Genomic DNA, 23,960 nt, shown 5'->3' on the forward strand with positions numbered 1-23,960 from the left:
AAGGATTGAAAATGCATTGTTTATAAAAACAGCAGCTGCGCGCTTTACGCTGGATTGCAACCGTCAGTTACTTTATAATCCCTCGCCACGGCCCCTTAGCTCAGTGGTTAGAGCAGGCGACTCATAATCGCTTGGTCGTTGGTTCAAACCCAACAGGGGCCACCAAATTTTAACAATAAATACATGCATTTAGGCCACTCTAGCGAGTGGCCTTTTTGTTATATGTTTTTTGAGTGGCGATAAAATGGCGGTGTATTTTTTCAGCCATGCTCATTCAGTGCTCATGCCCTAACAAATTTTCTGTCTCAATGCACAACCACTTTGCAATCTGGGTAAGAAAAAAGAAAAGCGGAACCCGTTTCCGAGCTCCGCTTCCCCCTTACAGCTTACCTTACAGAACTTAAGTTGTTAACAGTCACATTACTGTGAACATTAACAACCGTCACATTGATCAGTGGGTTAGCTAAAAGGTTTCCCTGGTCGCCGTGCACTAGCAATGCTCCTGAGACTGACAACAAGAATGTGATGAACATTGCAGGTAGCCCGCCCTTTTTTCCGCTCGATTTTTTACGTTTTTTTGGCATTTTAACCTCCTGGTTAAAGGAGGCTGTATCTCAAAAGATAGCGTCAGGGGCCGCAAAAATACTCATGAGCGACCAAAGGATCAACTTGCAGTCTCACAGCCTCGGGATTGAAGTCACTACCCTCGTAAAACGAGAACCCCACCAAACCGTGCCACCGGTGAGCAACTTATATTGAATTCAACAGATTAAGCCACATTAATAACTTTATCTGCTCTCATATTGAGAATGATAAGCATCTTGTACGTACGAAAAGGAAAGTTCGGTAGTTTGCGCTTATGCGCTAACGGCTACTCTCCAGCTCGGCGTTCAAAAGCCTCAATAGGCTTAGTCTTCTCGGAACTTACCCGACAAGGAATTTCGCTACCTTAGGACCGATTATCGCTTAACAACAGAGTTCAATAGCATCCACATTCTGATCAACCATAGAGCAAGAAGTCTTTGATCTAGGGAGATTATACGGCTGAAGCTTACTATCAGTCCAAAAACTTTTGCTTTGAACCATCCATTTCATGACGTTGATAGCATATAGCTATAAAGATGATGGGTTGACGTATGCGCTTAGGTGTTCGAAAATACATCTGATCAACTTGCAGTCTCACAGACTTTCATAAGTGGTCGCCAAACCATTTATCGAATTGATGTGACATAGCGCGAATCATGCCAAATTTCCGCTATAAAAAAACCCCATCTTTCGGTGGGGTTTTTTTATAGCGATGGTAGTCAGTTAGTCGCAACAACTATGGCAAAATTTTGTACTTCTACATTCACATACAAAGCTGACTTTGGCCACTGTGTAAGCGCACCCGTTTTAGTTCCACGCACTTTTTGAGATTTCGGGGGTTTTGACCCTAGCCCAAATTCAGTGCAGTGCTAAATCAGAGATCTTCGTCTTTCCGGAGACTTCGGATGAATTCAGCCGAATCCGGTGTGTTTTCTTGTGGTTAACAGGCCAGCCTTCCCGCCGCAACTGAATATGAATACGCGGGCAACCGTAGCGGATCCGGGTTTCCGCTATTTCCCGGATACGCAGGGTTATCGCCCGATCATCCCGCCGGCTCTGCCAGTGGTAAACGGTTCTGCTCTGTATCAGCAGTCCGCCCCCCCGTCGGACACTGATACGGTAAGCCTCCCGCAGAAAATGCACCGCCTGACGCTTCTGAGCCGGCCTCAGAACTTTTGTTTCAGTACCTCCTGCAGCATCTCCTTGTCCAGACTCAGGTCAGCCACCAGTTTCTTCAGCCGCTGATTTTCATCCTCCAGTTGCCGCAGACGCCGCAGTTCCGTTACGCCCAGACCGGCGAATTTCTTCTTCCAGTTATAAAAAGTGGCTTCAGAAATGCCCATCTTTCGGCAGACTTCCCGACGCGGGTGCCGGTTTCGGCCCGTTTCAGCGCAAACGCAATCTGTTCTTCGGTATAGCGGGTCTTTTTCATGGCGATGTGCCTCTCTGTGAGATGGAAGAAAGACCGGAGGCTTCAGTTTAGCCAGGCACTATTTGCAGGGAGGAGATCAGTGGCAAAAATGAGGAACAATGGGTAATCGCTGAAATGGAGGAGAACGGGCTAACCTTCTCGAAGCTTTGAGTAGTTGGATTGTAGTAACGGAAAACAATGCATCACAAATCGAGAAATTTTGGGGTGCATTTTTTGTCGCGATGACAAAAACTCTAACAACACCTTGATAAGGCAGAAGAAAAATATAGTTTTGTATCTCTATCTTTCCAACGTTTACCTTTGGATCACTAGGAGATCGACCAACGATAACTCTTATAGCATAATCAAGATAACTACTTTCTAGATCATCTTCGCTAGCATCAAAGCCTAAAGCATCAGCCGCATGCGATAGCACCTTATGGATTCGATCAATGTTGATCGCTTCCAAGTTACCATTTCGCTTTGTGACTAGTAATTGCTTCAATGCTTTTCCTCGTTACATTTACCCTAACGTTCCAGAAGAGCTACTCCTCTTCAACGGAAGCTAAAATGGAGGGGATTCCTCCGTTTTAAGTGGTTTTTATACTTCAGAAATCGTAGAAGATAGGGACGAATTACTCATAAGCCCTCCATTATTCTAAAAAAATCGTTTAAAAACCAATGACAGCAACTTCAAAACTACGCCTATTTTCTCCACAAGCGCTGGAAGGTGTTCTAACCAACCTAAGTCCCGCATAGATCTGTACATTGAAAAAGCACATGAAATAAATTGAAAAACTTTCAATGCCTTACATGAAATTTTGCTTTTTGCAACAGTTCGACTACAACGAGAAACTTGAACGCTTTTAGCGTAGGTTTTATGTTTTCTCTTAAGCTTCTTTTTCATATCCATTCCTTAGGGATTTAAGGGATATGAGGAAGCCACCTTGCCACTTTCAAACAAGCCAGTGCGGGTATACTCACGGCTTAATTCAAAATGTACGGCCATAGTTTCGTTGAAGCAACACCTCAAACAGTAAAGAAATGAAATGGCGATAAAGTTTCGGTAGAAATGGCGAATAATGGGTAATCATTGGCAAATGATGGCAATCTATGTCAATGATAAATAACGCAAAACATTGATTTTCGGTTGTTCAGGTAGGAACTCATAATCGCTTGGTCGTTGGTTCAAACCCAACAGGGGCCACCAAATTTTAGCAGTAAATACATACAGTTAGGCCACTCTAAAGAGTGGCTTTTTTGTTTCTAAATTTTAGAATAGCGATAAAATGGCAACATAAGCCGTTGAGCAATGCGCGTGGTCAGCATTTTCTTGCCATTCCGCTAAGAGGATAAAAAATCCGTTATCGCGAAAAGGAAAATTTACGCTTACGCTAAAATAGACAGTGCTCTATCCTGGCAAAAGTTTGCGCAGGCCATCTGCGTTGCCCACCTCCCGAAGCCAGTCCATCATTGCCGCGTTCCTGTTTACTCTGTCTTACTACGCAAGGTCGGCATAAAACACCTTTCATTCCCGCAACGCTGGAATTCATACTGCTCACGATAACTTTAACAATTCAGGCCAATTTCCGAAAAATACCCCTTCCCTGTACCAGCTGATCAAAATCAACGCCCCCCTCCCGTCGCTCATATATACAACCCGCTGACTCACACAAAAGGATGAAAATATGAAAATACGGGATATATCAGTCAGTACCTGTCTGGCACTGTTATTAACGGGTTGCGTAGCTAAACCACCGATGGCGACGGAAAGCGAAATGAAAGAAGCCGCCGCTTTTGCCTTTAATGTCGATGTTTCGCAGGTGACCATTTCCGATGCGAAGCAGCAGGATGTGAAAACCAACTTTGTGGCGACCATCGGCAACACCCGCCATCGCTGCTATGTGACTAAAGCCGCCGAGCCGAAACTGTATGGACTGATCCCGCTGGGCGGCAGTAGCACCGTCTCGGATGCCATCTGTGCCGGCGCCAACCCGACGCCAGCGAGCAAAACCTGCGACGCCCTGTCGAAAAAAGCGGGCCGCTGCTGATCTTCGGCGCAGAAATTGGCCGCTAACTGCACGTTTAGTCACTTTTTCTGCCGCTTTACCGCGGTCGCTTAGTTCAGCGACCGCACCTGCTGATAAGAATTGAGCCGTTCCCGCAGCGAAGTCAGCCAGGCATCTGGCTCCTGACGGCAGATTTCGGTGAGGATCGGCGTCAGCACCAGCTCGGCTTCATGGAAGTCGGTCCACTCCGGCGGCTGCAGGGAAAAAGGATCGTTCATCAGCCAGATCACCATCGGCGTCCAGGTGCGCGGATCCAGCTGCAGATAATCCTGACAGCGCATCATATCGCGCGTCCGCGCCTCAGTGGTCGTCACGTCCTTTCCCACCGCGGCGTTACTTATTGCCAGGACGATTATTCCTGCCATCAGACGTTTCCAAGCCCATTTTCGCCAGAGGCGGCGCTTTGCTTTTACCATTGTTATTATTTTACCTGCCAGCTGTCACCGGACGATATTCCCGGCACCTCACCTTAAAAAGCGCAGATTAATCGTTTGCATTTTTTTTAACAGCAGACAGCGCTGAAGCAAGCGAACGCCTTTTCCTACAGCTGTCATCCCGATATGCAAATATATTCGGCAGGCACACATCCACAATATTTTCCCGGCCGAAAACGATTTGTGTTACAATTGCGCCTTATTACGGCACCGATAAAAATAACCCCCGCCGCACCTGCATCAGGCATCGCCCTCTTTTTTCATATCAGGATTTACGCCCCCATGAATGCGATAATCATTGACGATCATCCATTGGCACGTATCGCCATTCGCAACCTTCTCGACAGCAACGGCATTACCGTCGCAGCGGAACTCGACAGCGGCGCCCATGCGGTACAGACCGCCGAAACCATGCAGCCTGACCTGCTGATCGTCGACGTTGATATTCCGGAACTCAGCGGCATAGACGTTCTGGAGCAGCTGCGAAAACGCCGCTACCGGGGAAAAATCATCGTCATTTCCGCCAAGAATGAACTGTTTTACGGCAAACGTAGCGCCGACTGCGGGGCCAATGGTTTTGTGAGTAAAAAAGAGGGAATGAATAATATCCTCGCCGCGATCGACGCGGCCAATAATGGCTACAGCTATTTCCCTTTTTCACTGGAGCGCTTCTGCACCCACGGCATCACCGATCAGGACCGACTGGATACGCTGTCAACGCAGGAGATGAAGGTCTTCCGCTATATTCTCAGCGGCATCGACTACACCACCATCGGCAGCAAAATGAATATCAGCAATAAGACGGTAAGCACCTATAAGGTCCGTCTGATGGATAAATTAGGCTGCAGCTCCCTGCTTGAGCTTTATGACTTTGCGCAACGCAATAAAATAGGGTGATGGCATGGTCGTTCGTCTTATTTTATCCCTGATTGTCGGGCTGGCGCTGAGTCTCTCTCCCTCCGCGTTTGCCATGAAGCAACTGGAGCTGAAAAGCCATGCCCACATTGCGGCGATCGACATTCCGCTCAACGATAAGGCAAAGGCCTGGCTGGCCGCCCAGCCAACGCTGATCGTCGGCACCTGGCTCCCTGAGATGACGCCCGTCGTCTACGACAGCGACGAAGAAAGCTATCAGGGGATTAACGCCGACTATCTGGCGCTGATGGCGCACAGCCTCGGGCTAAAGGTGGTTATCCGCCAATATGACACCGAGCAGCAGGCGCTGGCCGCCCTGGCCGACCGCCAGGTCGATACCCTGCTCACTCAGGTGGCGCACCGGGATGCGCTCGCCCCGGGCCTGGTTCAATCCGCACCGCTGATCAAAACCTGGCCGACGCTGGTCACCTCGCTAAAATCCCCCCTGCCGCCGCTAACCACCGACCGCCGCGTCAAGCTAGCCTGCACCCGCGATTGCGCCTTTTTCGATATTATTCAACAGGCGTTTCCCAACGCCAAAATCACCCTTTATGATAGCGACTATCAGGCCCTCGCCTCGGTGGTCAGCGGCGAGAATCAGTATTTCATCGGCAACAACATCACCACCGGCCACTGCATCTCGAAATATTTCTCGCAATCGCTGGTCATCACGCACTATTTTCGTCAGCAGGAGCAGCACAACCGCTTTGTCACCCGTGAAGATCGACCGGCGCTGCACCAGCTCCTTGACCGTTTTATCCACGCCATCGACAGCGATACCGCGATGCGGATCATGCAAAACTGGCTCAACCGCGGCGATCTGTCGTTTCTTAATACCCCGTTGCCTTTTACCGCTGAGGAGCAGCGCTGGCTGCGGAAGCATCGTCACATCCGCCTGCTGGTTAACCCCTACTTTCCACCTTTTACCCTGGTGGATGACGAAGATGAGCTGCGCGGCATCATGGCCGATATGCTGAATATTTTCTCACTACAGACCGGGCTGCAGTTTGACCCTATTCTGGTGCGCAATCGTCAGGATCTGGCAAAGCGCATGGAAAAAGAGGATTGGGCGATCATGCCCGCCGCGACCCTGACCCCGCAGCCGCAGGCTTACGTCACCCTCAGCGAGCCGCTCATTAACGTGGCCTTTGTGCTGGTCGCCCGCGGCAGCGCGCCCGACCCGCATCTGCTGACGCGCCCGGCACGGATCGCCCTGCCGGTGGGGCCGATCGCCGCCCACGACCTGAAAGCGCGCTTTCCGCAGGTTAACTGGGTGGAGACGGATAACGTTGGTGTCGCCATGAAGATGGTGGAGGAAGGCGAGGTGGATGCCGCCGTGGCCTCGGAGCTTTCCGCCCGCTATATGATCGATCACTACTATCCGCAAGATCTTCACTACACCCGCATCGATGGACTCCCGGTCGCCGCCATTCGGCTGGCGATCCCACGCGATGAACCGGTGCTGGCCGCCGTGCTCAACAAAGCGCTGCAGGCCATTCCGCCGCGGGACATTCTGCAGATGACCGAGAAGTGGTCGAAAATCTCCAGCCAGCAAATAGAGAACTGGAGCCAGTACAGCCGCCAGTTTTACCAGCTGATCGCCTTCGCGCTGGTGCTGATCGCCATCAGCCTCGGCTGGGGACTCTCCCTGTGCCGGGAAGTACGCAAACGCAAAGACTCTCAGCAGCGGCTGGAAGAGGAGCTGGCGCAGAAGGAAGCCCTCTCCTGCGCGCTGGAGCGGGAAAAAGACAAAGCGATTCAAGCGACAAAAGCCAAGAGTCGCTTTCTGGCCAGCATGAGCCACGAGCTGCGCACGCCGGTGAGCGCCATCGTCGGCTTTCTGGAACTGCTGGCGAAACCAGAGCTGAACGTCGGTCAGCGTAAAGAGGCGATCGAGCTGGCGGGGTCGACGGCGCAAACCCTGCTGGGACTTATCGGCAATATTCTCGATATCGACAAGATTGAGTCGGGAAAATACCAGATCACCCCACAGTGGAGCGATGTGGCGCAGGTGGTGTCGCAGCAGTGCCACACCTTCGGCGCGCTGGCGCAGCAGAAGGGGATCGCGCTGCATAGCCATCTCCCTCTGCAGGAGGGGATCGCGCTGTGGGTCGACCCTCAGGCGCTGCGGCAAATTCTCAATAATCTCATCGGCAATGCGCTGAAGTTTACCGCCGAGGGCGCGATTCAGATCTCATGCCGGCTGGCGCAGGCGGATGAGACACAGGGAGAGCTGACCCTCATCGTTAGCGACAGCGGCTGCGGGATCAGTGAAGCAGAGCAGGCCACCCTCTTTCATCGCTATGCCCAGGCGCGCCAGGGACGCCAGCAGACCGGCTCCGGGCTGGGGCTGGTCATTTGCCAGGAGCTGGTTACGCTGATGCAGGGCCGGCTGGAGATGGTCAGCCGTCCGGGCGTGGGGACCACTTTCACCATCACGCTGCCGGTCAGGGTGAGTCGCTGCGCGATTCACGCGCCACAGGCATTGCCCGTCAGGCCGCAGGCCCTGCCCGGGCTGTCGATATTGATAGCGGACGACCACCCCACCAACCGGCTGTTGCTCAAACGCCAGCTCAACACTATCGGCTACAGTGTCGATGAAGCCTGCGACGGTGAAGAAGCGGAGAATAAGCTCGCCGGCAAACATTACGATCTGCTGATCACGGACCTCAATATGCCGAAGAAAGATGGCCTGGCGCTGGCGGCGTCGTTACGCCGACGCTACCCGAGCCTGGTGATTTGGGGAGTGACCGCCAGCGCGCTGCCGCAGTCGCGGGAGGCATGTCTGGCCAGCGGCATGAATATGTGTCTGTTTAAGCCAGTGTCGGTTCAGACGCTGAGCCATGAGCTCAGCCGCTTAGCGGTGGGCCACGCATCACCTAACGCCGCCCGGCATCTGAAGCTCAGCGTGCTGACCGAAAATACGGGGGGAGACCAGGCGCTGATGGCTGAGATGCTGGAGACGTTCCGCGATGCGTCGGCCACAGATTTACAGGCCGCCGGACAGGCTATCGCCCGGCATGAACCGCAGACCTTTCTGCGGGCGCTGCACCGTCTGCACGGTTCAGCACAAATCCTGGGGATTACTGCGCTACAACAACTGTGCGCCCCTTTTGAGGCTAAGCGGCCTGATTCGCTGACGCCGGCAAGCTGTCTGGAGGTGGTACAGCGCATCACCGGCGTCATGCGCGAGATCGATGGCGAAATCGACGCCCTCATCGGCCGCTAGCCGTTCCGGTCGGGCAGTCCGCTGCCCGACCGTTAAGGGGACATCCTTGTCAGTCTCTTCCTCTGCGCTCTCTCAGGGTGGAACAGGTATCAGTTACCCGCCACCAGCATCTCGCTGTCCACCACGATGCCCTCTTCAGCGCCTTTCAGCACCAGATTCGCTTCGTAATACTTCCCGGCTTTCAGCAGTTTTTGCGCCTGCGCCACCGCCTTACGGGTCTGGTTAAGCGGCATCAGATACTGGTTCTCAATCACGCCAATACCGGCCAGGCGCAGGGTATCGATAGCCCCTTTCTGATCGCCTTTCGCCAGTTTTTCGTTGGCAGATTTAATGGCACTCTCTTTTTCCGGGGTGGCCACATAGTCTTCAGACAAGGCGATGGTCGCATTGATCACCACATAGCGATCGGCGATCATTTTGGCTGTCGCGTCGGTTTTCACGAACTTCGCCCAGCTGGCGTCATCGGCGGCCAGCAGCGCGGCGGCGTCGTCTGTCAGTTTTTTAGCGCTCTCCGGCTGGCCGTGAAACAACGCCAGGCGGGCGAACTGGACGTCGCGCATCGCGTTCGCGCCCTGAACCGCCACCTGTAACACATCGGCGGCTTCTTTCTGCACCTGCGCTGTGGCTGCCGCGGCAGGCGCTGCCGTCGCGTTATCTGCTGCCCACACCGGAGAGGTACCCATCATGGTTGCCAGCAGGCTCGCCAGAATGACTTTTTTCATCGTTAACTCCTGATTAAAATCGGTAAGCATCACCAAACGCAGCCAGCTTAAAAAATATCGTGGTTATTGAGAATCAGAGCCCGGAATCGATATTGCGGGCCTTGTCTGACAGCTGTCAGACAAGGCGTATAAAGTGACCTCAGCACTCTTATTTACGCCTGGCGATGGCACGGCCTACTATTTTCCTCAGACATTTCTTTTGGCCCGCTGAATAAATCATAACGTATTTTATTCAGCGTCAGGCCGCCAACCGGATCTGCGGAGCAATTATGTTTATGTTTAGCCATTACACCTTAAATGCGTTTAGCCCACGCGTCTTCATTCGATATAAACGGCATGCCGGCATGATGGCCACCCTGCTGTTTATCTGCGGAGCCTGTTGTCTGGCCTGGCCATTGGTCGCCGGCTGGTATCTCGCCACGGTGACCGGCATGTTGTTCATGATCTGCGGCTTCTATTCGCTATACAGCCTGATTGTTTTCCGTCAGCAGCACTGGAAATCACGCCTGGTGGCGCTGATCTTCGCCATCGCCTGGATCGTGCTCGGCCTGAGTTTTGTCGTCAATCCCCTCAACGGCATGAGCAGTCTGGCCTTTTTATTCGGCCTTTTATTTGTTCTCGGCGGTATTTCCCGCATCGTCAGCGGATGTAAAACCCGAAAACAAAGCGGCGCTGGCTGGAATATTTTTATCGGTCTGCTGGATTTAATTATCGCCTGCCTGTGGCTGGCAATGAACCCGCAGCAAAGCTGGTTATTTATTACCGCATTTATCGGCGTTGAAATGATATTTAGCGCCATCGGCTTTCTGGTCCTGAGAAATAAGATGAAGCATGCTCGGGCTTAAGCCGTATTTTATGACTGGAGAAGAAAATGAATTTACCTAAAGCACTCGTATTGACCGTGGCGGCGACCACATTCTGTCTGATGACCAGCCCGGCATTCGCGGTACAGGAAACCACACCGCAGAATATGACCTGTCAGGAATTTATGGATATGAACCCGAAAAGCATGACCCCGGTGGCCTTCTGGGTAGTGAATCGCAACACCGACTTCAGCGGCGGGGACTATGTCGACTGGCATGAAGTCGAGACCGTCTCGGTGCCGAAAATGCTGCAGCAGTGCCACAAGAACCCCGCCGCTAAACTCGGCGACCTCAACTCGGTTATTAAAAAATAAGCCATCCCCCGGCGCTCGCCGGGGAAAGTTAACCTCGTTACCCGCCGTTATGCGGCGGGCCCCGTCACACTCATCGCTAGCGCATTCGCACGGCAGAGGATGGCCAATTTGGCCCACTGCGCGACGCGCTCAAACGCTACAGCAATCGTCTGTCGGACGCCCTGTTCTCCATGGCGCGTATCGAGAAGACTAGGCCTGATGCTTGCGCTTGAACTGGCTGGCGTCGATATCGTACTGCTTCATTTTGCGCCACAGGGTGGTGCGGCCAATATTCAGCAGTTGCGACATCTCCTGCACCCGCCCGCTGGTCACCCGGGCAGCGTGAATGATGGCCTCTTTTTCGATGGCGCTAAAGGTCAGGCTGGCCGGCAGCAGCGATGAGCCGCTATCGACCCCCGGCCGATCGGAAAAGAGATATTCCGGCAGGTTGCTTAGCCGAATGTGGCCGTTGTCGCTGCTGATGGCAATGTTCTCTATCACGCTGTTAAGCTCAAAATCATTTCCCGGCCACGAGTAGGCCACCAGTTGGGCCAGCGCGTCATCGTCCACTTTCAGCCGCGAAGAGAAACGCTTCTCCAGGCTCTTCAGCCGGTTATGCACCAGCGACGGGATGCTGTTGCGCCGGGCGCGCAGCGGGGGGATGACAATCTCGAAGGAGTGCAGCGCATAGTACAGCTGGCGGCTAAAGCGGTTCTGTTCCACCAGGTTGGCCAGATCGACGGTGGTGGTGGCGATCACCTTCACATCCACCGGGATCAGGCGGCGGGCGTCGAGGCGGGTAAGCACTCCCTGCTTAATCACCTGCAGCAGGGCCGACTGCAGCTCCGGCGCCAGATACTCAATTTTTTCCAGAAACAGGGTGCCGCCATTGGCCAGCTCAAGGCGGCTCAGGCGGCCATTTTCATCGTCAGTGGGGGCGTTGCCCATAAAGTCCTGGCCCAGCACGCTGTCGGCATACAGCTGGCAGTTGACGGCGATATAGGGGCCGCCCGCCCGCTCGCTTTCATTGTGGATGGCCTGGCTCAGCAGCTCTTTCCCCACCCCTTCTTCACCGCACAGCAGCACCGGGAAGCCGCCGCGCGCCGCCTGGCGGCCAAAGTGGATCAGCCGCCGGGTTTCCGGATCGTCGGCTGACATCTGCTCAAAGGTGTGGCTGACTTTGCCCAGCTGGCTGGTCATCAGCTGCCGCATCTGCTCCACCGGGTGCAGCAGCAGAATAAAGCTGTTGCCTTGCGCCTCGACGATCGGTTTTAAGGTGATCACCGCGTCGATAAACTGGTGCTGGCTTTCAAAGGTAACTTCAACGTGATTCAGGCCGCGGGCGTGTTTGATGGCCCGGCGCAGCAGCGCCGGAAGGGTCACCAGATCGGCGATATTTTTCCCCTGGCTGGCCTGGGCATCAAGATGCAGCAGTCTCGCCGCCTGAACATTGAGAAATTGCAGCACCCCCTGTTCGTTCCACGCCATCACCCCGTCGTCCATGCTCTCCAGCAGGCCGTACATCTGATTAAGGTGGCGGTTGGATTCCGCCAGCAGGCTGTCGGTGAGCAGGGAATTGCCCACCTCGCGGGCGATGGCCAGCGTCAGGGAAAGGTCGGCGCTGGACTGGTGCTCCACCAGACAGCAAAGCGAGATAGAGCCGAACAGGCGCCCGTGGTTATCGAACACCGGCGTCGAACAAAAGCTCCATGGCTGCAGGGCCTGCTTAAAATGCCGATCGCCGGCGGTGTTGATCGGCTGCCCCTGCATCGCGGCCAGCGACAGCGCGCAGGTGCCGATAATGCTCTCCGCGCAGTAGCTGCCGTCGCGAAATCCCAGGTCAGCCAACTGCGCCAGCGTTTGCGGTTCGCCGCAGCGGCTCAGGATGCAGGCGGTCTCATCAAGAATAAACAGCGCGCAGGGGCGACCGTCCATAAACTCCCAGGCGTCCTCCAGCGCCGCCTGACCGATGGTCAGCAGCGCGGTTTTACGCCGACAGATAGAGTCAAAAGTCAGGCCCTGGGCCTGGTGCGGCGTTTGCCAGGTTTCACGCTGCATAAACTTGCTGCAGCGATGCCATGACTGGGCGATGACGGCAGAGACCGCCTTCCCGGTATCCTGAGTCTGAACAGTCATACTGTTTTCCGCGTTTTACCATAGAGAACCCCTCCGGCAGCCACTGCCAGAGGGGAGAAAGAAAAACCGCTGACCGGCGCCAGCGGTTTAGCCACCGCGAATTAACGCGCCAGCCACTGCTGGCCTAACAGATCGGCGGTGAGGATAGCGGCGTGCACGCTTTCCGGGGTCACCGCGAACGGCATATTGTGGATGGTCTCCCCTTCCGCGCAGGTGGCTTTCGCCACCGCGGCGATTTTCGCGTCGATCCCCTCTTTGACGCCCATCTGCGCGAGGGTCACCGGCAGGCCGACGCGCTGGCAGAAGCCCAGCACGGTTTCAATCTCGTCCATCGGGCTGTTCTGCAGCACCAGCTGCGCCAGGGTGCCGAAGGCCACTTTCTCGCCGTGATACAGGTGGTGACACTCTTCCAGAATGGTGAAACCGTTGTGGATCGCGTGGGCGGCAGCCAGGCCGCTACTTTCAAAGCCAATGCCGCTGAGGTAGGTGTTTGCCTCGATGATGCGCTCCAGCGCTTCGGTCACCACCCCGGCCTGCGCCGCCAGACGGGCCTTTTCGCCCTCCGCCAGCAGCGTATCATAGCACAGGCGGGCCAGGCTCAGCGCCGCCTCGGTGGACTGCCCCCCGGCCATGCTGGTGGCGCGCGCATCGTAGCAGGCTTTAGCCTCGAACCAGGTGGAGAGCGCATCGCCCATGCCGGAGACCAGCAGGCGTACCGGCGCTTTGGCGATAATCGCCGTGTCCATCACCACCATATCCGGGTTTTTCGGATAGATCAGATACTCTTCAAACTCGCCCGCTTCGGTGTAGATCACCGACAGCGCGCTGGTCGGCGCATCGGTCGAAGCGATGGTCGGGATCACCACCACCGGCAGCTTCTGGTAGTACCCGATCGCCTTCGCGGTATCGAGGGTCTTACCGCCGCCGATGCCGACCACGCCGCGGCAGCCCTGTTTTTGCAAAATCGCCATCAGGCGGTTAATTTCCGCATGGCTGCATTCGCCGTTAAACCGTTCCGCATGGCAGCGAATATCGTGACTCTGCAGGCCATTCACCACTTTCTCCCCCGCCAGCTTCATCACGAAGTCGTCAGCGATGACGAAGAAGCTCTCCGCCAGGTTTTTAGCATATTGACCGAACAGAACAGCAGCATCAGGACCCTGAAGATATTTGGCTGGAGATTGAATAACTTTTAGCATTCCTTTCACCCTCAAATAAGTGCGCATGTAGACATGATGAGCCCTGGCGTTATCCGCGCCGGCCGGTAAAGCGCGGCCTCAACGGAATGTACCGGAGCAGTGCGATCACTGTAGGGCCGGCAGGGAACAAAAAAATCTTTCGCCTTTTTGTTCTGATATGAAACACAGGTTAAATTTTTACGTTCCATATTGGAACAAAAAGCCCTGTTCTCCGTCAGGATTGCGATCCCGATCCGCTCCTCTGCCGCATAATTCCCCTACCATCCCCCTTTAGCGGCAGGCTTTTCCCGCGCAGCTGCGTGAAAATCAGCGAAAAATTTTTTCCGCCTACTGTGCCGGCTGCGATGACCGGGGCTTAAAGCAGGTGAAAAAAAGCGCGCCAGCTCGCATTTTCACCGTTTTCTCAGCAAAAACGTTCCATAAAGAAACAAAATAAGCAGGCGATGTTTCGTAATGAAACCCGATCGCCGGGGCATTCTTTTTTTCGTCCGCTCAGCCAGAATCATCATATCGCCAGGCATGCTGCACCGTCAGACGATACCCCTACGCGATGACCGCCTCCGCCAGCAGAGAGGCCGCATCGAACCTTCTCCAACGGAGCACTGAATAATGAAAAAGCTGATTAACCGTGTTGAAGATGTACTGAATGAACAATTACAGGGGCTGGCTAAAGCCCACCCGCAGCTGACCCTGCATCAGGACCCGCTGTACGTCACCCGCGCCGATGCGCCGGTGGCCGGCAAGGTCGCCCTCCTCTCCGGCGGCGGCAGCGGCCATGAGCCAATGCACTGTGGCTATATCGGCCAGGGGATGCTTTCTGGCGCCTGCCCGGGGGAAATCTTCACCTCGCCGACGCCGGATAAAATGTTCGAATGCGCGATGCAGATTGACGGCGGCGAAGGCGTCCTGCTGATTATCAAAAACTACACCGGCGACATCCTGAACTTCGAAACCGCCACCGAGCTGCTGCATGAGAGCGGCATTAAAGTCACCACCGTGGTGGTCGACGACGACGTGGCGGTGAAGGACAGTCTCTATACCGCAGGCCGCCGCGGCGTCGCCAATACCGTACTGATCGAAAAACTGGTCGGCGCCGCCGCCGAGCGCGGCGATTCGCTGGAGGCCTGCGCTGAACTGGGGCGCCGCCTGAATAATCTCGGCCACTCCATTGGCATCGCCCTCGGCGCCTGCACCGTACCGGCCGCCGGACAACCTTCCTTTACCCTGCAGGACGATGAAATGGAGTTCGGCGTCGGCATTCACGGCGAGCCGGGCATCGACCGCCGTCGCTTCAGCTCGCTGGACCAAACCGTCGATGAGATGTTCGATACCCTGCTGGAGAATGGCGCCTACAGCCGCACGCTGCGCCAGTGGGATACCGTCAAGGGCGCGTGGCAGGAAGTGAAGCAGAGCAAAACCGCGCTGCAAAACGGCGACCGGGTCATCGCGCTGGTCAATAACCTCGGCGCCACCCCGCTGTCCGAACTGTACGGCGTGTATCACCGTCTCGCCCAGCGCTGCGAAGCGTCCGGCATCATCATCGAACGCAACCTCGTCGGTAGCTACTGCACCTCGCTGGATATGGCGGGCTTCTCCATCACTCTGCTGAAAGTGGATGATGAGACGCTGGCGCTATGGGACGCCCCGGTTCATACCCCGGCGCTGAACTGGGGAAACTAAGGAGCACGACATGTCACTGAACAGAACGCAAATCGTCGACTGGCTGTACCGCTGCGGCGATATCTTCACCAAAGAGAGCGATTTTCTCACCGGCCTCGATAAAGAGATCGGCGATGCCGATCACGGCCTGAACATGCACCGCGGCTTCAGCAAGGTGGTGGAAAAGCTGCCGTCGATTGCCGATAAAGATATTGGCTTTATCCTCAAAAACACCGGCATGACGCTGCTCTCCAACGTCGGCGGCGCCAGCGGCCCGCTGTTCGGCACCTTCTTCATTCGCGCCGCGCAGGTCACTCAGGCTCACCAGAGCCTGACGCTCGACGAACTGTACCTGATGATCCGCGAAGGCGCGGACGGCGTCGTCAACCGCGGCAAAGCGGAGCCGGGGGATAAAACCATGTGCGACGTCTGGCTGCCGGTGGTGGACTCCCTGCGCCAGTCCAGCGAGCAGCACCTGTCGATCGCCGCCGCGCTGGATGCCGCCTGCAAAGCAGCGGAAGCCGGCGCCCACAGTACCATCACCATGCAGGCGCGCAAAGGCCGCGCCAGCTACCTTGGCGAACGCAGCATCGGCCATCAGGATCCGGGCGCCACGTCAGTGATGTTTATGATGCAGATGTTGGCCGCCGCGGCCAAAGAGTAAGGAAATCGCGATGGTAAACCTGGTTATTGTTTCTCATAGCGCCCGGCTGGGCGAAGGTGTCGGAGAACTGGCCCGGCAGATGTTAATCAACGACGGCTGCAAGCTGGCGATCGCCGCCGGGATCGACGACCCCGACAGCCCGATCGGCACCGACCCGATCAAGGTCATGGAAGCGATCGAATCCGTCGCCGACACCGACCACGTGCTGGTGATGATGGATATCGGCAGCGCGTTGCTCAGCGCCGAGACCGCTCTCGATCTGCTCGATCCGGCGATTGCCGCGAAGGTGCGGCTGTGCGCCGCGCCGCTGGTGGAGGGGACGCTGGCGGCCACCGTCAGCGCCGCCTCCGGCGCCGGGATCGACAAAGTGATCGCCGACGCCATGAACGCCCTGGAGGCCAAACGGATCCAGCTGGGTTTACCTTCGCCAACCCCTGACGCCGCCCCGACGCCGACGCTTGCCGACGATGGCGACAGCAAATCGCTTGCGGTGGTCATACAGAACCACAACGGCCTGCACGTGCGTCCGGCGTCGAAGCTGGTCGCCGCGCTGGCAGGCTTTAACGCCGATCTGCTGCTGGAGAAAAACGGGAAGTGCGTCAAACCGGACAGCCTCAACCAAATCGCCCTGTTGCAGGTGCGACGCAACGACAAGCTGCGCCTGCTGGCCCGTGGGCCAGAGGCCGATGCGGCGCTGGCGGCGTTTCAGGCGCTGGCCGCCGATAACTTCGGCGAATCGCCTGCGGCGCAACCGGCAGCGGCCCCGGCCACCTCCGGGCGCGTCGAAGGCATCGCGCTGCGCTATTCGCTGGCCCTGATCCAACCGGTGCGTCCAGCCGCCGCCGATGTCGCCCGCGAGCAGCAGCGACTGCGCCGGGCCATCGACCAGACGCTGGCGGAGCTCACCGCCCTGACCGGGCTGGCGGAGAATAAATTTAACGCCGACATCGCGGCGATTTTCGCCGGGCACCACACCCTGCTCGACGATGAGGATCTGTTTGATGCTGCCAACGATCGTCTGCTCACCGAGCCGTGCTCGGCGGAATGGGCGTGGCATCAGGTGCTGATGGAGCTCAGCCAGCAGTATCGCCAGCTGGATGACCCCTATCTGCAGGCGCGCTATATCGATATCGAAGATATTCTGCAGCGCACCCTGCGCCATCTGCAGGACGTTCAGGAGACGCTGCCGACGCCCGGCGAGCCGACCATTATTATCGCCGACAACATGTTCCCGTCGACCGTCCTGCAACTGGATGCCAGTCGCGTCAAAGGCCTGTGCCTGCGCGACGGCAGCGAACAGGCCCACGGCGCGATTATCGCCCGCGCGGCGGGGATCGCCTGGCTGTGCCAGCAGGGCGAGGCGCTGAACAGCGTGCAGCCCGGCGAGCCCATCACGCTCGATATGCGCCACCAGCGCCTTATCCGCCACTAAATCCACTTTGACCGTTACCGCTCCGGAGGTCTGCCTCCGGAGGGTGAGTTTTCGCTTACTCTTCAGGAACCACTATGTCTCAATTCTTTTTTAACCAGCGCGCCAGCCTCGTCAACGACGTGATTGAGGGAACCATCATCGCCAGTCCGTGGAATAACCTCGCCCGGCTGGAGAGCGACCCGGCGATCCGGGTGGTGGTCCGTCGCGACCTGAATAAAAACAACGTGGCGGTGATCTCCGGCGGCGGCGCCGGCCACGAACCGGCGCACGTCGGCTTTATTGGTAAAGGCATGCTGACCGCCGCAGTCTGTGGCGATCTGTTCGCCTCGCCGAGCGTCGACGCGGTGCTTACCGCCATTCAGGCGGTGACCGGCGAGGCGGGCTGCCTGCTGATCGTAAAAAACTATACCGGCGACCGGCTGAACTTTGGCCTGGCGGCGGAGAAAGCGCGCCGTCTTGGCTACAACGTGGAAATGCTGATCGTTGGCGACGACATTTCGCTGCCGGATAATAAACAGCCGCGGGGCATCGCCGGTACGCTATTCGTCCATAAGGTGGCGGGCTATTTTGCCGAACGCGGCTACAACCTCGCCACCGTTCTGCGCGAAGCGCGGTACGCCGCCAACCACACCGCCAGCATCGGGGTGGCGCTGGCCAGCTGCCATCTGCCACAGGAGGCCGACAGCGCGCCGCGCCATCAGGCCGGTCACGCCGAGCTGGGAATGGGCATCCACGGCGAGCCTGGCGCCTCCACCATCGCCACGCAAAACAGTGCGGACATCATCAACCTGATGGTGGAAAAACTGACCGCCGCCCTACCGGAAACCGGCCGTCTGGCGGTGATGCTCAATAACCTCGGCGGCGTGTCGGTGGCCGAAATGGCGATCCTGACCCGCGAACTGGCTAACACGCCGCTGCAGGCGCGCGTTGACTGGCTGATTGGCCCGGCCTCGCTGGTGACGGCCCTGGATATGAAGGGTTTCTCGCTGAGCGCCATCGTGCTGGAAGAGAGTATTGAGAAAGCGCTGCTGGCGGATGTGGAAACCGCCGGCTGGCCACGGCCGGTGCAGCCGCGGACAGTTAACATCATGCCCTCCACTCTCGCCAGCGCACGCGTCGACTTTACGCCCTCTGCCAACCCGCAGGTGGGCGATTACGTCGCGCAGGTGACCAGCACCCTCGTCGGGCTTGAAGATCATCTCAACGCGCTGGATGCCAAAGTGGGCGATGGCGATACCGGCTCCACCTTCGCCGCCGGGGCGCGTGAGATTGCCGACCTGCTGCAGCGCCAGCAGCTGCCGCTCAACGACCTGCCCACGCTGTTTGCGCTGACGGGCGAACGCCTGACGGTGGTGATGGGCGGCTCCAGCGGGGTATTGATGTCGATCTTCTACACCGCTGCCGGGCAGAAGCTGGAGCAAGGCGCCAGCGTGGCCGAGGCGCTGAACGCTGGTCTGGAGCAGATGAAATTTTACGGCGGCGCCGAGGAAGGCGACCGGACAATGATCGATGCTCTGCAGCCGGCGCTGACGGCGCTGCTGGCCGAACCGGAGAACCTGCAGGCCGCTTTTGCCGCGGCGCAGGCCGGCGCGGATCGCACCTGCCAGTCGAGCAAAGCCGGCGCCGGACGAGCGTCCTATCTCAACAGCGACAGCCTGCTCGGCAACATGGACCCAGGCGCCCACGCGGTGGCGATGGTGTTTAAGGCGCTGGCGGAACGATAAGCCTCCCCGGTGGCGCTGCGCTTACCGGGGCAACGTCACAGCGCCGAAGGGTAGGTCGGGTAAGGCGTTAGCCGACACCCGACAAAAAACGGCATCGCGGTTAGCCCGGATAAGGCACTACGCGCCGCTATCCGGGTTTTACCACGATGGCTTTTTACTTGCTGTGCCAGTACGCCTGCGAACGCACCAGCTGCTGATCGATGCTCTCATCTTCAAAGCGCGCCAGCAGCGATTTCACCACCGCGCCTTCACCGGTCAGCCAGATGAAATAATCCTCCGCCGGCACCTTCACCTGGGCCAGACGCTCGGCGACGAACGCCGGATTGTGGCCCACCACCCACTCGATGTTAAAGCCGTCGAGATCCGCCAAATAATCTTTATATGACGCATCAGCGATAGTGACGATGGCCGTCACCTGCGGCGTCACCGCCAGCTGACGCAATCCCAGCAGGCGACGACGCAGCGCCGGCATACCGGACTCATCGCAGACATATAACTGCCAGGCGTAATCCTCCGGCACCACCAGCGAGCCGCGCGGACCGCCGATCACCAGCTTATCGCCCACTTTTGCCTCCAGCGCCCAGCGGCTGGCAATTCCGCCATCGTGGATAAAGAAGTCATACGCCAGCTCATGGCGTTCGGCATCGTACAGCGGCGTATAGTCGCGGGTAGCAGGCCGCACGCCCTCACCCCAGTCGATCCCCTCCTCGGTCACCTGCGGCGGCGCAAACGCCGCGCCCGGCTCCGGGAAGAAAAGCTTGGTGTGGTCGTCAAAGCCGCGGGAAACGAAACCTTCCAGCGCCTCGCCTCCCAGCACGATGCGCTGGAAGGCCGCGCCTGCGCGCTCCACGCGCAGCACCGTCAGCTCACGGAAACGCAGCTCATTGCGGACACGCTGCGGGTACTTGTCTGCTTTGGTTTTTGTCATCATCGATCGCCTTCGTGAACAGTAAATAGATATATCTAAACTCGATGCAAATGATAATGATTGCCAACTAAAAAGAATGCAAGTCTTTTTTTGATATAGTCAAAACAAACCGCATTAAAATACGCATATCAAAAATAAATATATAAATATCAAAGCATTAAAAAATAAATCGTAAGTTGCATTGCGAATATTCACTTTTTAGATATAAATTAGATATATCAAAAAAAAACAACGAGAGGTAACCATGCGACATCATCATGAAGAGGGGCGTGGGCCACGCGGGCGCCACAGCGATCCCAGCGAACACGGCGAACATGGCCGCCGCGGCGGCGGACGTCGCCAGCGTTTCTTTGGCCACGGCGAACTGCGGCTGATTATTCTGGACATCCTCAGTCGCAGCGCCAGCCACGGCTATGAGCTGATCAAAGAGATCGAAACCCTCACCCAGGGGAACTACAGCCCCAGCCCGGGGGTGATCTACCCGACGCTGGATCTGCTCCAGGACCAGGGCCTTATCAGCGTGGAAGACGACAACGGACGCAAAAAAATCGTCATCAGCGAAGAGGGGAAACAGCTGCACGCGGAGAACCAGGAGCACCTGGCCCATATCCAGGAGCGTTTGCAGGCGCGGATGGTCGGCTGCGAGCTGCGCAGAGATCCGCAGATGAAGCGCGCGCTGGAGAATTTCAAAGCGGTCCTCGACCTGAAAGTGAACCAGCAGGCCAGCAGCGCCGCCCAGCTCAAGCAGATCATTGGCATTATCGACCGAGCGGCGATGGAGATCTCCCAGCTAGACTAAGCCTCTTTTCTCACCATCGGTTGCCCCGCGCTGGGGCAGCCCGCACCACGACGGATCGTCCCGCTAAAGTCCACAAGGCAGAAAATCTCGCCAGCTCAGGAATAAAACGTGCCAATAATGGCGCCATGAGATTAAATTTTACACATTTCGTCTTTTACTTTGCATTTATCCCGATTTTCACCGCTTCTGCCGAACTGGCGTAATCCCTGCAATACTTAATCCAGTATCGTGTGATACGTCCGCCCCAGGAGCACATTTTGAACAGGTTACCTTCCAGCGCATCGGCTCTGGCCTGCAGCGCACACGCACTGAATCTCATTGAAAAGCGCACGCTTGACCATGAGGAAATGAAAGCACTTAACCAGGAGGTTAGAGAATACTTTAAAGAGCATGTGAATCCGGGGTTTTTAGAGTATCGAAAATCGGTCACAGCCGGCGGGGATTACGGAGCCGTAGAGTGGCAAGCGGGAGGGTTAAATACGCTTGTCGACACCCAGGGACAGGAGTTTATCGACTGCCTTGGCGGGTTTGGCATCTTCAATGTAGGGCACCGTAATCCAGTTGTGGTATCCGCCGTCGAGAATCAACTCGCGAAACAACCGCTTCACAGTCAGGAACTGCTGGACCCGCTACGCGCGATGCTGGCGAAAACCCTGGCGGCCTTAACGCCCGGCAAACTGAAGTACAGCTTCTTCTGCAACAGCGGTACCGAATCGGTAGAGGCGGCCATCAAGCTGGCGAAAGCCTATCAGTCGCCGCGAGGTAAATTCACCTTCATCGCCACCAGCGGCGCCTTCCACGGCAAATCGCTGGGGGCGCTGTCGGCCACCGCCAAGTCGACTTTCCGCAAACCGTTTATGCCGCTGCTGCCGGGCTTCCGCCATGTGCCGTTCGGCGATATCAACGCCATGCGCACCATGCTGAGCGAGTGCAAGAAAACCGGTGACGACGTCGCAGCGGTGATCCTTGAGCCGATTCAGGGCGAAGGGGGGGTGATCCTGCCGCCGACGGGGTATTTGCCGGCGGTGCGCAAACTGTGCGACGAGTTTGGCGCCCTGCTGATCCTCGACGAAGTGCAGACCGGTATGGGCCGCACCGGCAAGATGTTCGCCTGCGAGCATGAGAACGTTCAGCCCGACATCCTGTGTCTGGCGAAAGCGCTCGGCGGCGGCGTGATGCCGATCGGCGCGACGGTGGCGACGGAGGAGGTCTTCTCGGTGCTGTTCGACAACCCGTTCCTGCACACCACCACCTTCGGCGGCAACCCGCTGGCCTGTGCGGCGGCGCTGGCGACCATCAACGTGCTGTTGACGCAAAACCTGCCGGCGCAGGCGGCGCAGAAAGGCGATATGCTGCTGGACGGTTTCCGCCTGCTGGCGCAGGAGTATCCGGACCTGGTGAATGAAGTGCGCGGGAAAGGCATGCTGATGGCCATCGAGTTTGTCGATAACGAGATTGGCTACGACTTTGCCAGCGAGATGTTCAGACAGCGGGTGCTGGTCGCCGGGACGTTAAACAACGCCAAGACGATCCGCGTTGAACCGCCGCTGACGCTCACCCTTGAGCAGTGCGAGCAGGTGCTGAAGGCGGCGCGTAAGGCGCTGGCGGCCCTGCGCGTCTCGGTTGCAGAGGCGTAATACACTGCCCCTCCCCCCGACCCTCTCTCCATGGGAGAGGGCCGGGGTTACCTTCTCCTCTGGTTTTCTCTCACACCTGCGGCAGCAGGCCGATAAAGCTGCGCTTCTGCCGCGGCTGCGACATCATCTCCTCCAGCTTTTCGACGCAGGCTAAATAGTGCGGGGTTTTCTTGTGCGCCAGCACCGCCTCATCGTCTTTATAGGCTTCGTAGATAAAAAAGCGGGTCTTCACTTCCGGATCCTGCAGGACATCAAAGCGCAGGTTGCCCGGCTCCCGCAGCGCGCCTTCGTGGTTGGCGCGAAATACCTCGAGAAACTCGTCGACCCGCTCCGGTTTGATATTGATCTCCACCAGCGTCACGTTCATTTCCGCTCTCCCTGTTTCTCTTCCTGCCAGAACTGGTACGCTTCGCGCGCGTTCAGATTCTCATGCACCACCTTTTTCACCGCCTTCAGCATCGCCCGTGGGGCGCTGGACTGGAAGATATTGCGTCCCATATCCACCCCGGACGCCCCCTGGTCGATCGCCCGCCAGCACATCTCCAGCGCCTCATGCTCCGGCAGCTTTTTGCCCCCGGCGATGACGATCGGTACCGGGCAGCTGGCGGTCACTTTCTCAAAACCGTCCTCAACAAAATAAGTCTTCACAAACTGCGCCCCCATTTCGGCGGCAATCCGGCTGGCCAGCGAGAAGTAGCGGGCGTCGCGGGCCATCTCTTTGCCGACGCCAGTGACCGCCAGGACCGGCATACCGTAGCGGTTGCCGGCGTCCACCAGTTTGATGATGTTATTGATCGACTGATGTTCGTATTCGCTGCCGATATAGACCTGCGCCGCCACCGCGCAAACGTTGAGACGCAGGGCGTCCTCCATCGCCACCGCCACGCATTCGTTGGAGAGTTCGCTTAAAATCGAGTTACCGCCGGAGGCGCGCAGCACCACCGGTTTATTGGTCGCCGCCGGTACCTGGCTGCGCAAAACGCCGCGGGTGCACATCAGCACGTCGGTCTCCTCGAACAGCGGCGCAATCGACAGGTCGATACGCTCCAGCCCGGTGGTTGGCCCCTGGAAGTAACCGTGGTCGAAGGCCAGCATGACCGTGCGGTTGCTGTGCGGATTAAAAATGCGCGCCAGCCGCGACTGCATGCCCCAGTCCAGCGAGCCGCAGCCTTTCAGGGTGTACAGCGTGTTCTGCTGCGGGCGGTCGAGGCCGAAGTCCTTGCCCTCTTTGATATCATCTAAATCAGCCATCTCATCCTCC

21 protein-coding genes, 1 tRNA gene and 3 pseudogenes are annotated in these 23,960 nt (G+C 57.1%); 14 read left to right on the top strand and 11 right to left on the bottom strand.

Features of this window, described 5'->3' with window-relative positions; translation table 11 throughout:
• Positions 1-89: 89 nt before the first annotated feature.
• Positions 90-165, top strand: a tRNA-Ile gene (locus tag ACQUTI_RS18005).
• A 221-nt stretch (positions 166-386) separates the two neighbouring features.
• Here the strand turns inward: ACQUTI_RS18005 and ACQUTI_RS18010 are convergent.
• The 4 genes and pseudogenes from ACQUTI_RS18010 to ACQUTI_RS18025 form a co-directional block, all read right to left on the bottom strand.
• Positions 387-584 carry a hypothetical protein gene (locus ACQUTI_RS18010; RefSeq protein WP_023340736.1) on the bottom strand — a complete coding sequence of 66 codons (198 nt, stop codon included), beginning with the start codon at positions 582-584 and terminating at the stop codon, positions 387-389.
• Between the two features lie 919 nt (positions 585-1,503).
• A pseudogene (locus ACQUTI_RS18015) lies at positions 1,504-2,017 on the bottom strand (transposase); the annotation flags it as partial.
• Positions 2,018-2,093: 76 nt separating this feature from the next.
• A complete protein-coding gene (locus ACQUTI_RS18020; protein ID WP_131405005.1) occupies positions 2,094-2,501 on the bottom strand; it encodes a hypothetical protein in 408 nt (135 codons plus the stop codon).
• 153 nt (positions 2,502-2,654) lie between these two features.
• On the bottom strand, positions 2,655-2,903 hold the full coding sequence (locus ACQUTI_RS18025) for a hypothetical protein (RefSeq protein ID WP_131405006.1): 249 nt from the start codon (positions 2,901-2,903) through the stop codon (positions 2,655-2,657).
• A gap of 871 nt (positions 2,904-3,774) precedes the next feature.
• Between ACQUTI_RS18025 and ACQUTI_RS18030 the strand changes: the two genes are divergently transcribed.
• Positions 3,775-4,047: a hypothetical protein gene (locus tag ACQUTI_RS18030; protein WP_004205279.1), complete on the top strand. Its 273-nt coding sequence runs from the start codon at positions 3,775-3,777 to the stop codon at positions 4,045-4,047.
• Between the two features lie 68 nt (positions 4,048-4,115).
• Here ACQUTI_RS18030 and ACQUTI_RS18035 read toward each other — a convergent pair whose 3' ends face one another.
• On the bottom strand, positions 4,116-4,481 hold the full coding sequence (locus ACQUTI_RS18035; protein WP_017899731.1) for an HdeA/HdeB family chaperone: 366 nt from the start codon (positions 4,479-4,481) through the stop codon (positions 4,116-4,118).
• A gap of 300 nt (positions 4,482-4,781) precedes the next feature.
• On the opposite strand from ACQUTI_RS18035, the gene evgA reads away from it, so the two are divergent.
• Positions 4,782-5,396: an acid-sensing system DNA-binding response regulator EvgA gene (gene evgA / locus ACQUTI_RS18040; RefSeq protein WP_004205283.1), complete on the top strand. Its 615-nt coding sequence runs from the start codon at positions 4,782-4,784 to the stop codon at positions 5,394-5,396.
• A 4-nt stretch (positions 5,397-5,400) separates the two neighbouring features.
• Entirely contained in the window at positions 5,401-8,643 is a 3,243-nt protein-coding gene (locus ACQUTI_RS18045) for an ATP-binding protein (RefSeq protein ID WP_064187769.1), read from the top strand.
• Positions 8,644-8,732: 89 nt separating this feature from the next.
• On the opposite strand, the gene ACQUTI_RS18050 is transcribed toward ACQUTI_RS18045, so the two are convergent.
• Positions 8,733-9,395, bottom strand: a complete 663-nt coding sequence (locus tag ACQUTI_RS18050; RefSeq protein ID WP_072140371.1) for a YfdX family protein — start codon at positions 9,393-9,395, stop codon at positions 8,733-8,735.
• Between the two features lie 239 nt (positions 9,396-9,634).
• Between ACQUTI_RS18050 and ACQUTI_RS18055 the strand changes: the two genes are divergently transcribed.
• The 3 genes and pseudogenes from ACQUTI_RS18055 to ACQUTI_RS18065 all read left to right on the top strand — a co-directional run.
• Complete coding sequence (locus ACQUTI_RS18055; RefSeq protein ID WP_049004694.1) at positions 9,635-10,210, top strand: HdeD family acid-resistance protein; 576 nt, start codon at positions 9,635-9,637, stop codon at positions 10,208-10,210.
• Between the two features lie 26 nt (positions 10,211-10,236).
• On the top strand, positions 10,237-10,542 hold the full coding sequence (gene hdeB, locus ACQUTI_RS18060) for an acid-activated periplasmic chaperone HdeB (RefSeq protein WP_004206087.1): 306 nt from the start codon (positions 10,237-10,239) through the stop codon (positions 10,540-10,542).
• Positions 10,543-10,622: 80 nt separating this feature from the next.
• Positions 10,623-10,754, top strand: a pseudogene (locus ACQUTI_RS18065) (cob(I)yrinic acid a,c-diamide adenosyltransferase); the annotation flags it as partial.
• On the opposite strand, the gene dhaR reads toward ACQUTI_RS18065, so the two are convergent.
• The gene (gene dhaR, locus ACQUTI_RS18070; RefSeq protein ID WP_348878286.1) at positions 10,732-12,657 is read right to left on the bottom strand and encodes a dihydroxyacetone kinase operon transcriptional regulator DhaR; all 1,926 of its coding nucleotides are present in this window, start codon (positions 12,655-12,657) and stop codon (positions 10,732-10,734) included. The pseudogene ACQUTI_RS18065 and the gene dhaR sit on opposite strands and share 23 nt — an antisense overlap.
• A 101-nt stretch (positions 12,658-12,758) precedes the next feature.
• On the bottom strand, positions 12,759-13,856 hold the full coding sequence (locus ACQUTI_RS18075) for a glycerol dehydrogenase (protein ID WP_008806556.1): 1,098 nt from the start codon (positions 13,854-13,856) through the stop codon (positions 12,759-12,761).
• A gap of 251 nt (positions 13,857-14,107) precedes the next feature.
• Here ACQUTI_RS18075 and ACQUTI_RS18080 point away from each other — a divergent pair.
• The 5 genes and pseudogenes from ACQUTI_RS18080 to ACQUTI_RS18100 all read left to right on the top strand — a co-directional run bounded on the left by ACQUTI_RS18080 (position 14,108) and on the right by ACQUTI_RS18100 (position 19,335).
• Positions 14,108-14,292: pseudogene (locus ACQUTI_RS18080) on the top strand (hypothetical protein).
• Positions 14,293-14,465: 173 nt separating this feature from the next.
• Positions 14,466-15,536: a dihydroxyacetone kinase subunit DhaK gene (dhaK, locus tag ACQUTI_RS18085; protein ID WP_004206091.1), complete on the top strand. Its 1,071-nt coding sequence runs from the start codon at positions 14,466-14,468 to the stop codon at positions 15,534-15,536.
• A 10-nt stretch (positions 15,537-15,546) separates the two neighbouring features.
• Positions 15,547-16,179, top strand: a complete 633-nt coding sequence (gene dhaL, locus ACQUTI_RS18090) for a dihydroxyacetone kinase subunit DhaL (RefSeq protein ID WP_017899726.1) — start codon at positions 15,547-15,549, stop codon at positions 16,177-16,179.
• 10 nt (positions 16,180-16,189) lie between these two features.
• Positions 16,190-17,611 (top strand): dihydroxyacetone kinase phosphoryl donor subunit DhaM, encoded by a 1,422-nt coding sequence (gene dhaM / locus ACQUTI_RS18095; protein ID WP_254465680.1) that lies wholly within the window; start codon positions 16,190-16,192, stop codon positions 17,609-17,611.
• 74 nt (positions 17,612-17,685) lie between these two features.
• Positions 17,686-19,335, top strand: coding sequence for a glycerone kinase (locus ACQUTI_RS18100; RefSeq protein WP_428923335.1), 1,650 nt, complete (start codon positions 17,686-17,688; stop codon positions 19,333-19,335).
• Between the two features lie 154 nt (positions 19,336-19,489).
• Here the strand turns inward: ACQUTI_RS18100 and ACQUTI_RS18105 are convergent, their stop codons facing one another.
• On the bottom strand, positions 19,490-20,266 hold the full coding sequence (locus ACQUTI_RS18105) for a siderophore-interacting protein (protein ID WP_072140370.1): 777 nt from the start codon (positions 20,264-20,266) through the stop codon (positions 19,490-19,492).
• A 241-nt stretch (positions 20,267-20,507) separates the two neighbouring features.
• Here ACQUTI_RS18105 and ACQUTI_RS18110 point away from each other — a divergent pair, with 241 nt between their 5' ends.
• On the top strand, positions 20,508-21,062 hold the full coding sequence (locus ACQUTI_RS18110; RefSeq protein ID WP_043520961.1) for a PadR family transcriptional regulator: 555 nt from the start codon (positions 20,508-20,510) through the stop codon (positions 21,060-21,062).
• Positions 21,063-21,319: 257 nt separating this feature from the next.
• A complete protein-coding gene (ygjG, locus tag ACQUTI_RS18115; protein ID WP_023319182.1) occupies positions 21,320-22,699 on the top strand; it encodes a putrescine aminotransferase in 1,380 nt (459 codons plus the stop codon).
• Positions 22,700-22,769: 70 nt separating this feature from the next.
• Here the strand turns inward: ygjG and lsrG are convergent, their stop codons facing one another.
• Both lsrG and lsrF read right to left on the bottom strand, forming a co-directional pair.
• Complete coding sequence (gene lsrG, locus ACQUTI_RS18120) at positions 22,770-23,066, bottom strand: (4S)-4-hydroxy-5-phosphonooxypentane-2,3-dione isomerase (RefSeq protein ID WP_004181386.1); 297 nt, start codon at positions 23,064-23,066, stop codon at positions 22,770-22,772.
• Positions 23,063-23,950: a 3-hydroxy-5-phosphonooxypentane-2,4-dione thiolase gene (gene lsrF, locus ACQUTI_RS18125; RefSeq protein ID WP_004206100.1), complete on the bottom strand. Its 888-nt coding sequence runs from the start codon at positions 23,948-23,950 to the stop codon at positions 23,063-23,065. Before lsrF ends, lsrG begins: the two co-directional genes overlap by 4 nt.
• Between the last annotated feature and the right edge of the window lie 10 nt (positions 23,951-23,960).

Source organism: Klebsiella sp. 7-CIP_Kleb., from assembly GCF_050378655.1.
In the GTDB taxonomy this organism is placed as follows: Bacteria; Pseudomonadota; Gammaproteobacteria; order Enterobacterales; family Enterobacteriaceae; genus Klebsiella; species Klebsiella quasipneumoniae.

Excerpts from the sequence above, each read along its gene's own strand:
- ACQUTI_RS18010 (WP_023340736.1), bottom strand. The coding sequence starts at position 584 with ATGCCAAAAAAACGTAAAAAATCGAGCGGAAAAAAGGGCGGGCTACCT.
- ACQUTI_RS18025 (WP_131405006.1), bottom strand. The coding sequence starts at position 2,903 with ATGAAAAAGAAGCTTAAGAGAAAACATAAAACCTACGCTAAAAGCGTT.
- ACQUTI_RS18030 (WP_004205279.1), top strand. The coding sequence starts at position 3,775 with ATGAAAGAAGCCGCCGCTTTTGCCTTTAATGTCGATGTTTCGCAGGTG.
- ACQUTI_RS18035 (WP_017899731.1), bottom strand. The coding sequence starts at position 4,481 with ATGGTAAAAGCAAAGCGCCGCCTCTGGCGAAAATGGGCTTGGAAACGT.
- evgA (WP_004205283.1), top strand. The coding sequence starts at position 4,782 with ATGAATGCGATAATCATTGACGATCATCCATTGGCACGTATCGCCATT.
- ACQUTI_RS18045 (WP_064187769.1), top strand. The coding sequence starts at position 5,401 with ATGGTCGTTCGTCTTATTTTATCCCTGATTGTCGGGCTGGCGCTGAGT.
- ACQUTI_RS18050 (WP_072140371.1), bottom strand. The coding sequence starts at position 9,395 with ATGCTTACCGATTTTAATCAGGAGTTAACGATGAAAAAAGTCATTCTG.
- ACQUTI_RS18055 (WP_049004694.1), top strand. The coding sequence starts at position 9,635 with ATGTTTATGTTTAGCCATTACACCTTAAATGCGTTTAGCCCACGCGTC.
- hdeB (WP_004206087.1), top strand. The coding sequence starts at position 10,237 with ATGAATTTACCTAAAGCACTCGTATTGACCGTGGCGGCGACCACATTC.
- dhaR (WP_348878286.1), bottom strand. The coding sequence starts at position 12,657 with ATGACTGTTCAGACTCAGGATACCGGGAAGGCGGTCTCTGCCGTCATC.
- ACQUTI_RS18075 (WP_008806556.1), bottom strand. The coding sequence starts at position 13,856 with ATGCTAAAAGTTATTCAATCTCCAGCCAAATATCTTCAGGGTCCTGAT.
- dhaK (WP_004206091.1), top strand. The coding sequence starts at position 14,466 with ATGAAAAAGCTGATTAACCGTGTTGAAGATGTACTGAATGAACAATTA.
- dhaL (WP_017899726.1), top strand. The coding sequence starts at position 15,547 with ATGTCACTGAACAGAACGCAAATCGTCGACTGGCTGTACCGCTGCGGC.
- dhaM (WP_254465680.1), top strand. The coding sequence starts at position 16,190 with ATGGTAAACCTGGTTATTGTTTCTCATAGCGCCCGGCTGGGCGAAGGT.
- ACQUTI_RS18100 (WP_428923335.1), top strand. The coding sequence starts at position 17,686 with ATGTCTCAATTCTTTTTTAACCAGCGCGCCAGCCTCGTCAACGACGTG.
- ACQUTI_RS18105 (WP_072140370.1), bottom strand. The coding sequence starts at position 20,266 with ATGATGACAAAAACCAAAGCAGACAAGTACCCGCAGCGTGTCCGCAAT.
- ACQUTI_RS18110 (WP_043520961.1), top strand. The coding sequence starts at position 20,508 with ATGCGACATCATCATGAAGAGGGGCGTGGGCCACGCGGGCGCCACAGC.
- lsrG (WP_004181386.1), bottom strand. The coding sequence starts at position 23,066 with ATGAACGTGACGCTGGTGGAGATCAATATCAAACCGGAGCGGGTCGAC.
- lsrF (WP_004206100.1), bottom strand. The coding sequence starts at position 23,950 with ATGGCTGATTTAGATGATATCAAAGAGGGCAAGGACTTCGGCCTCGAC.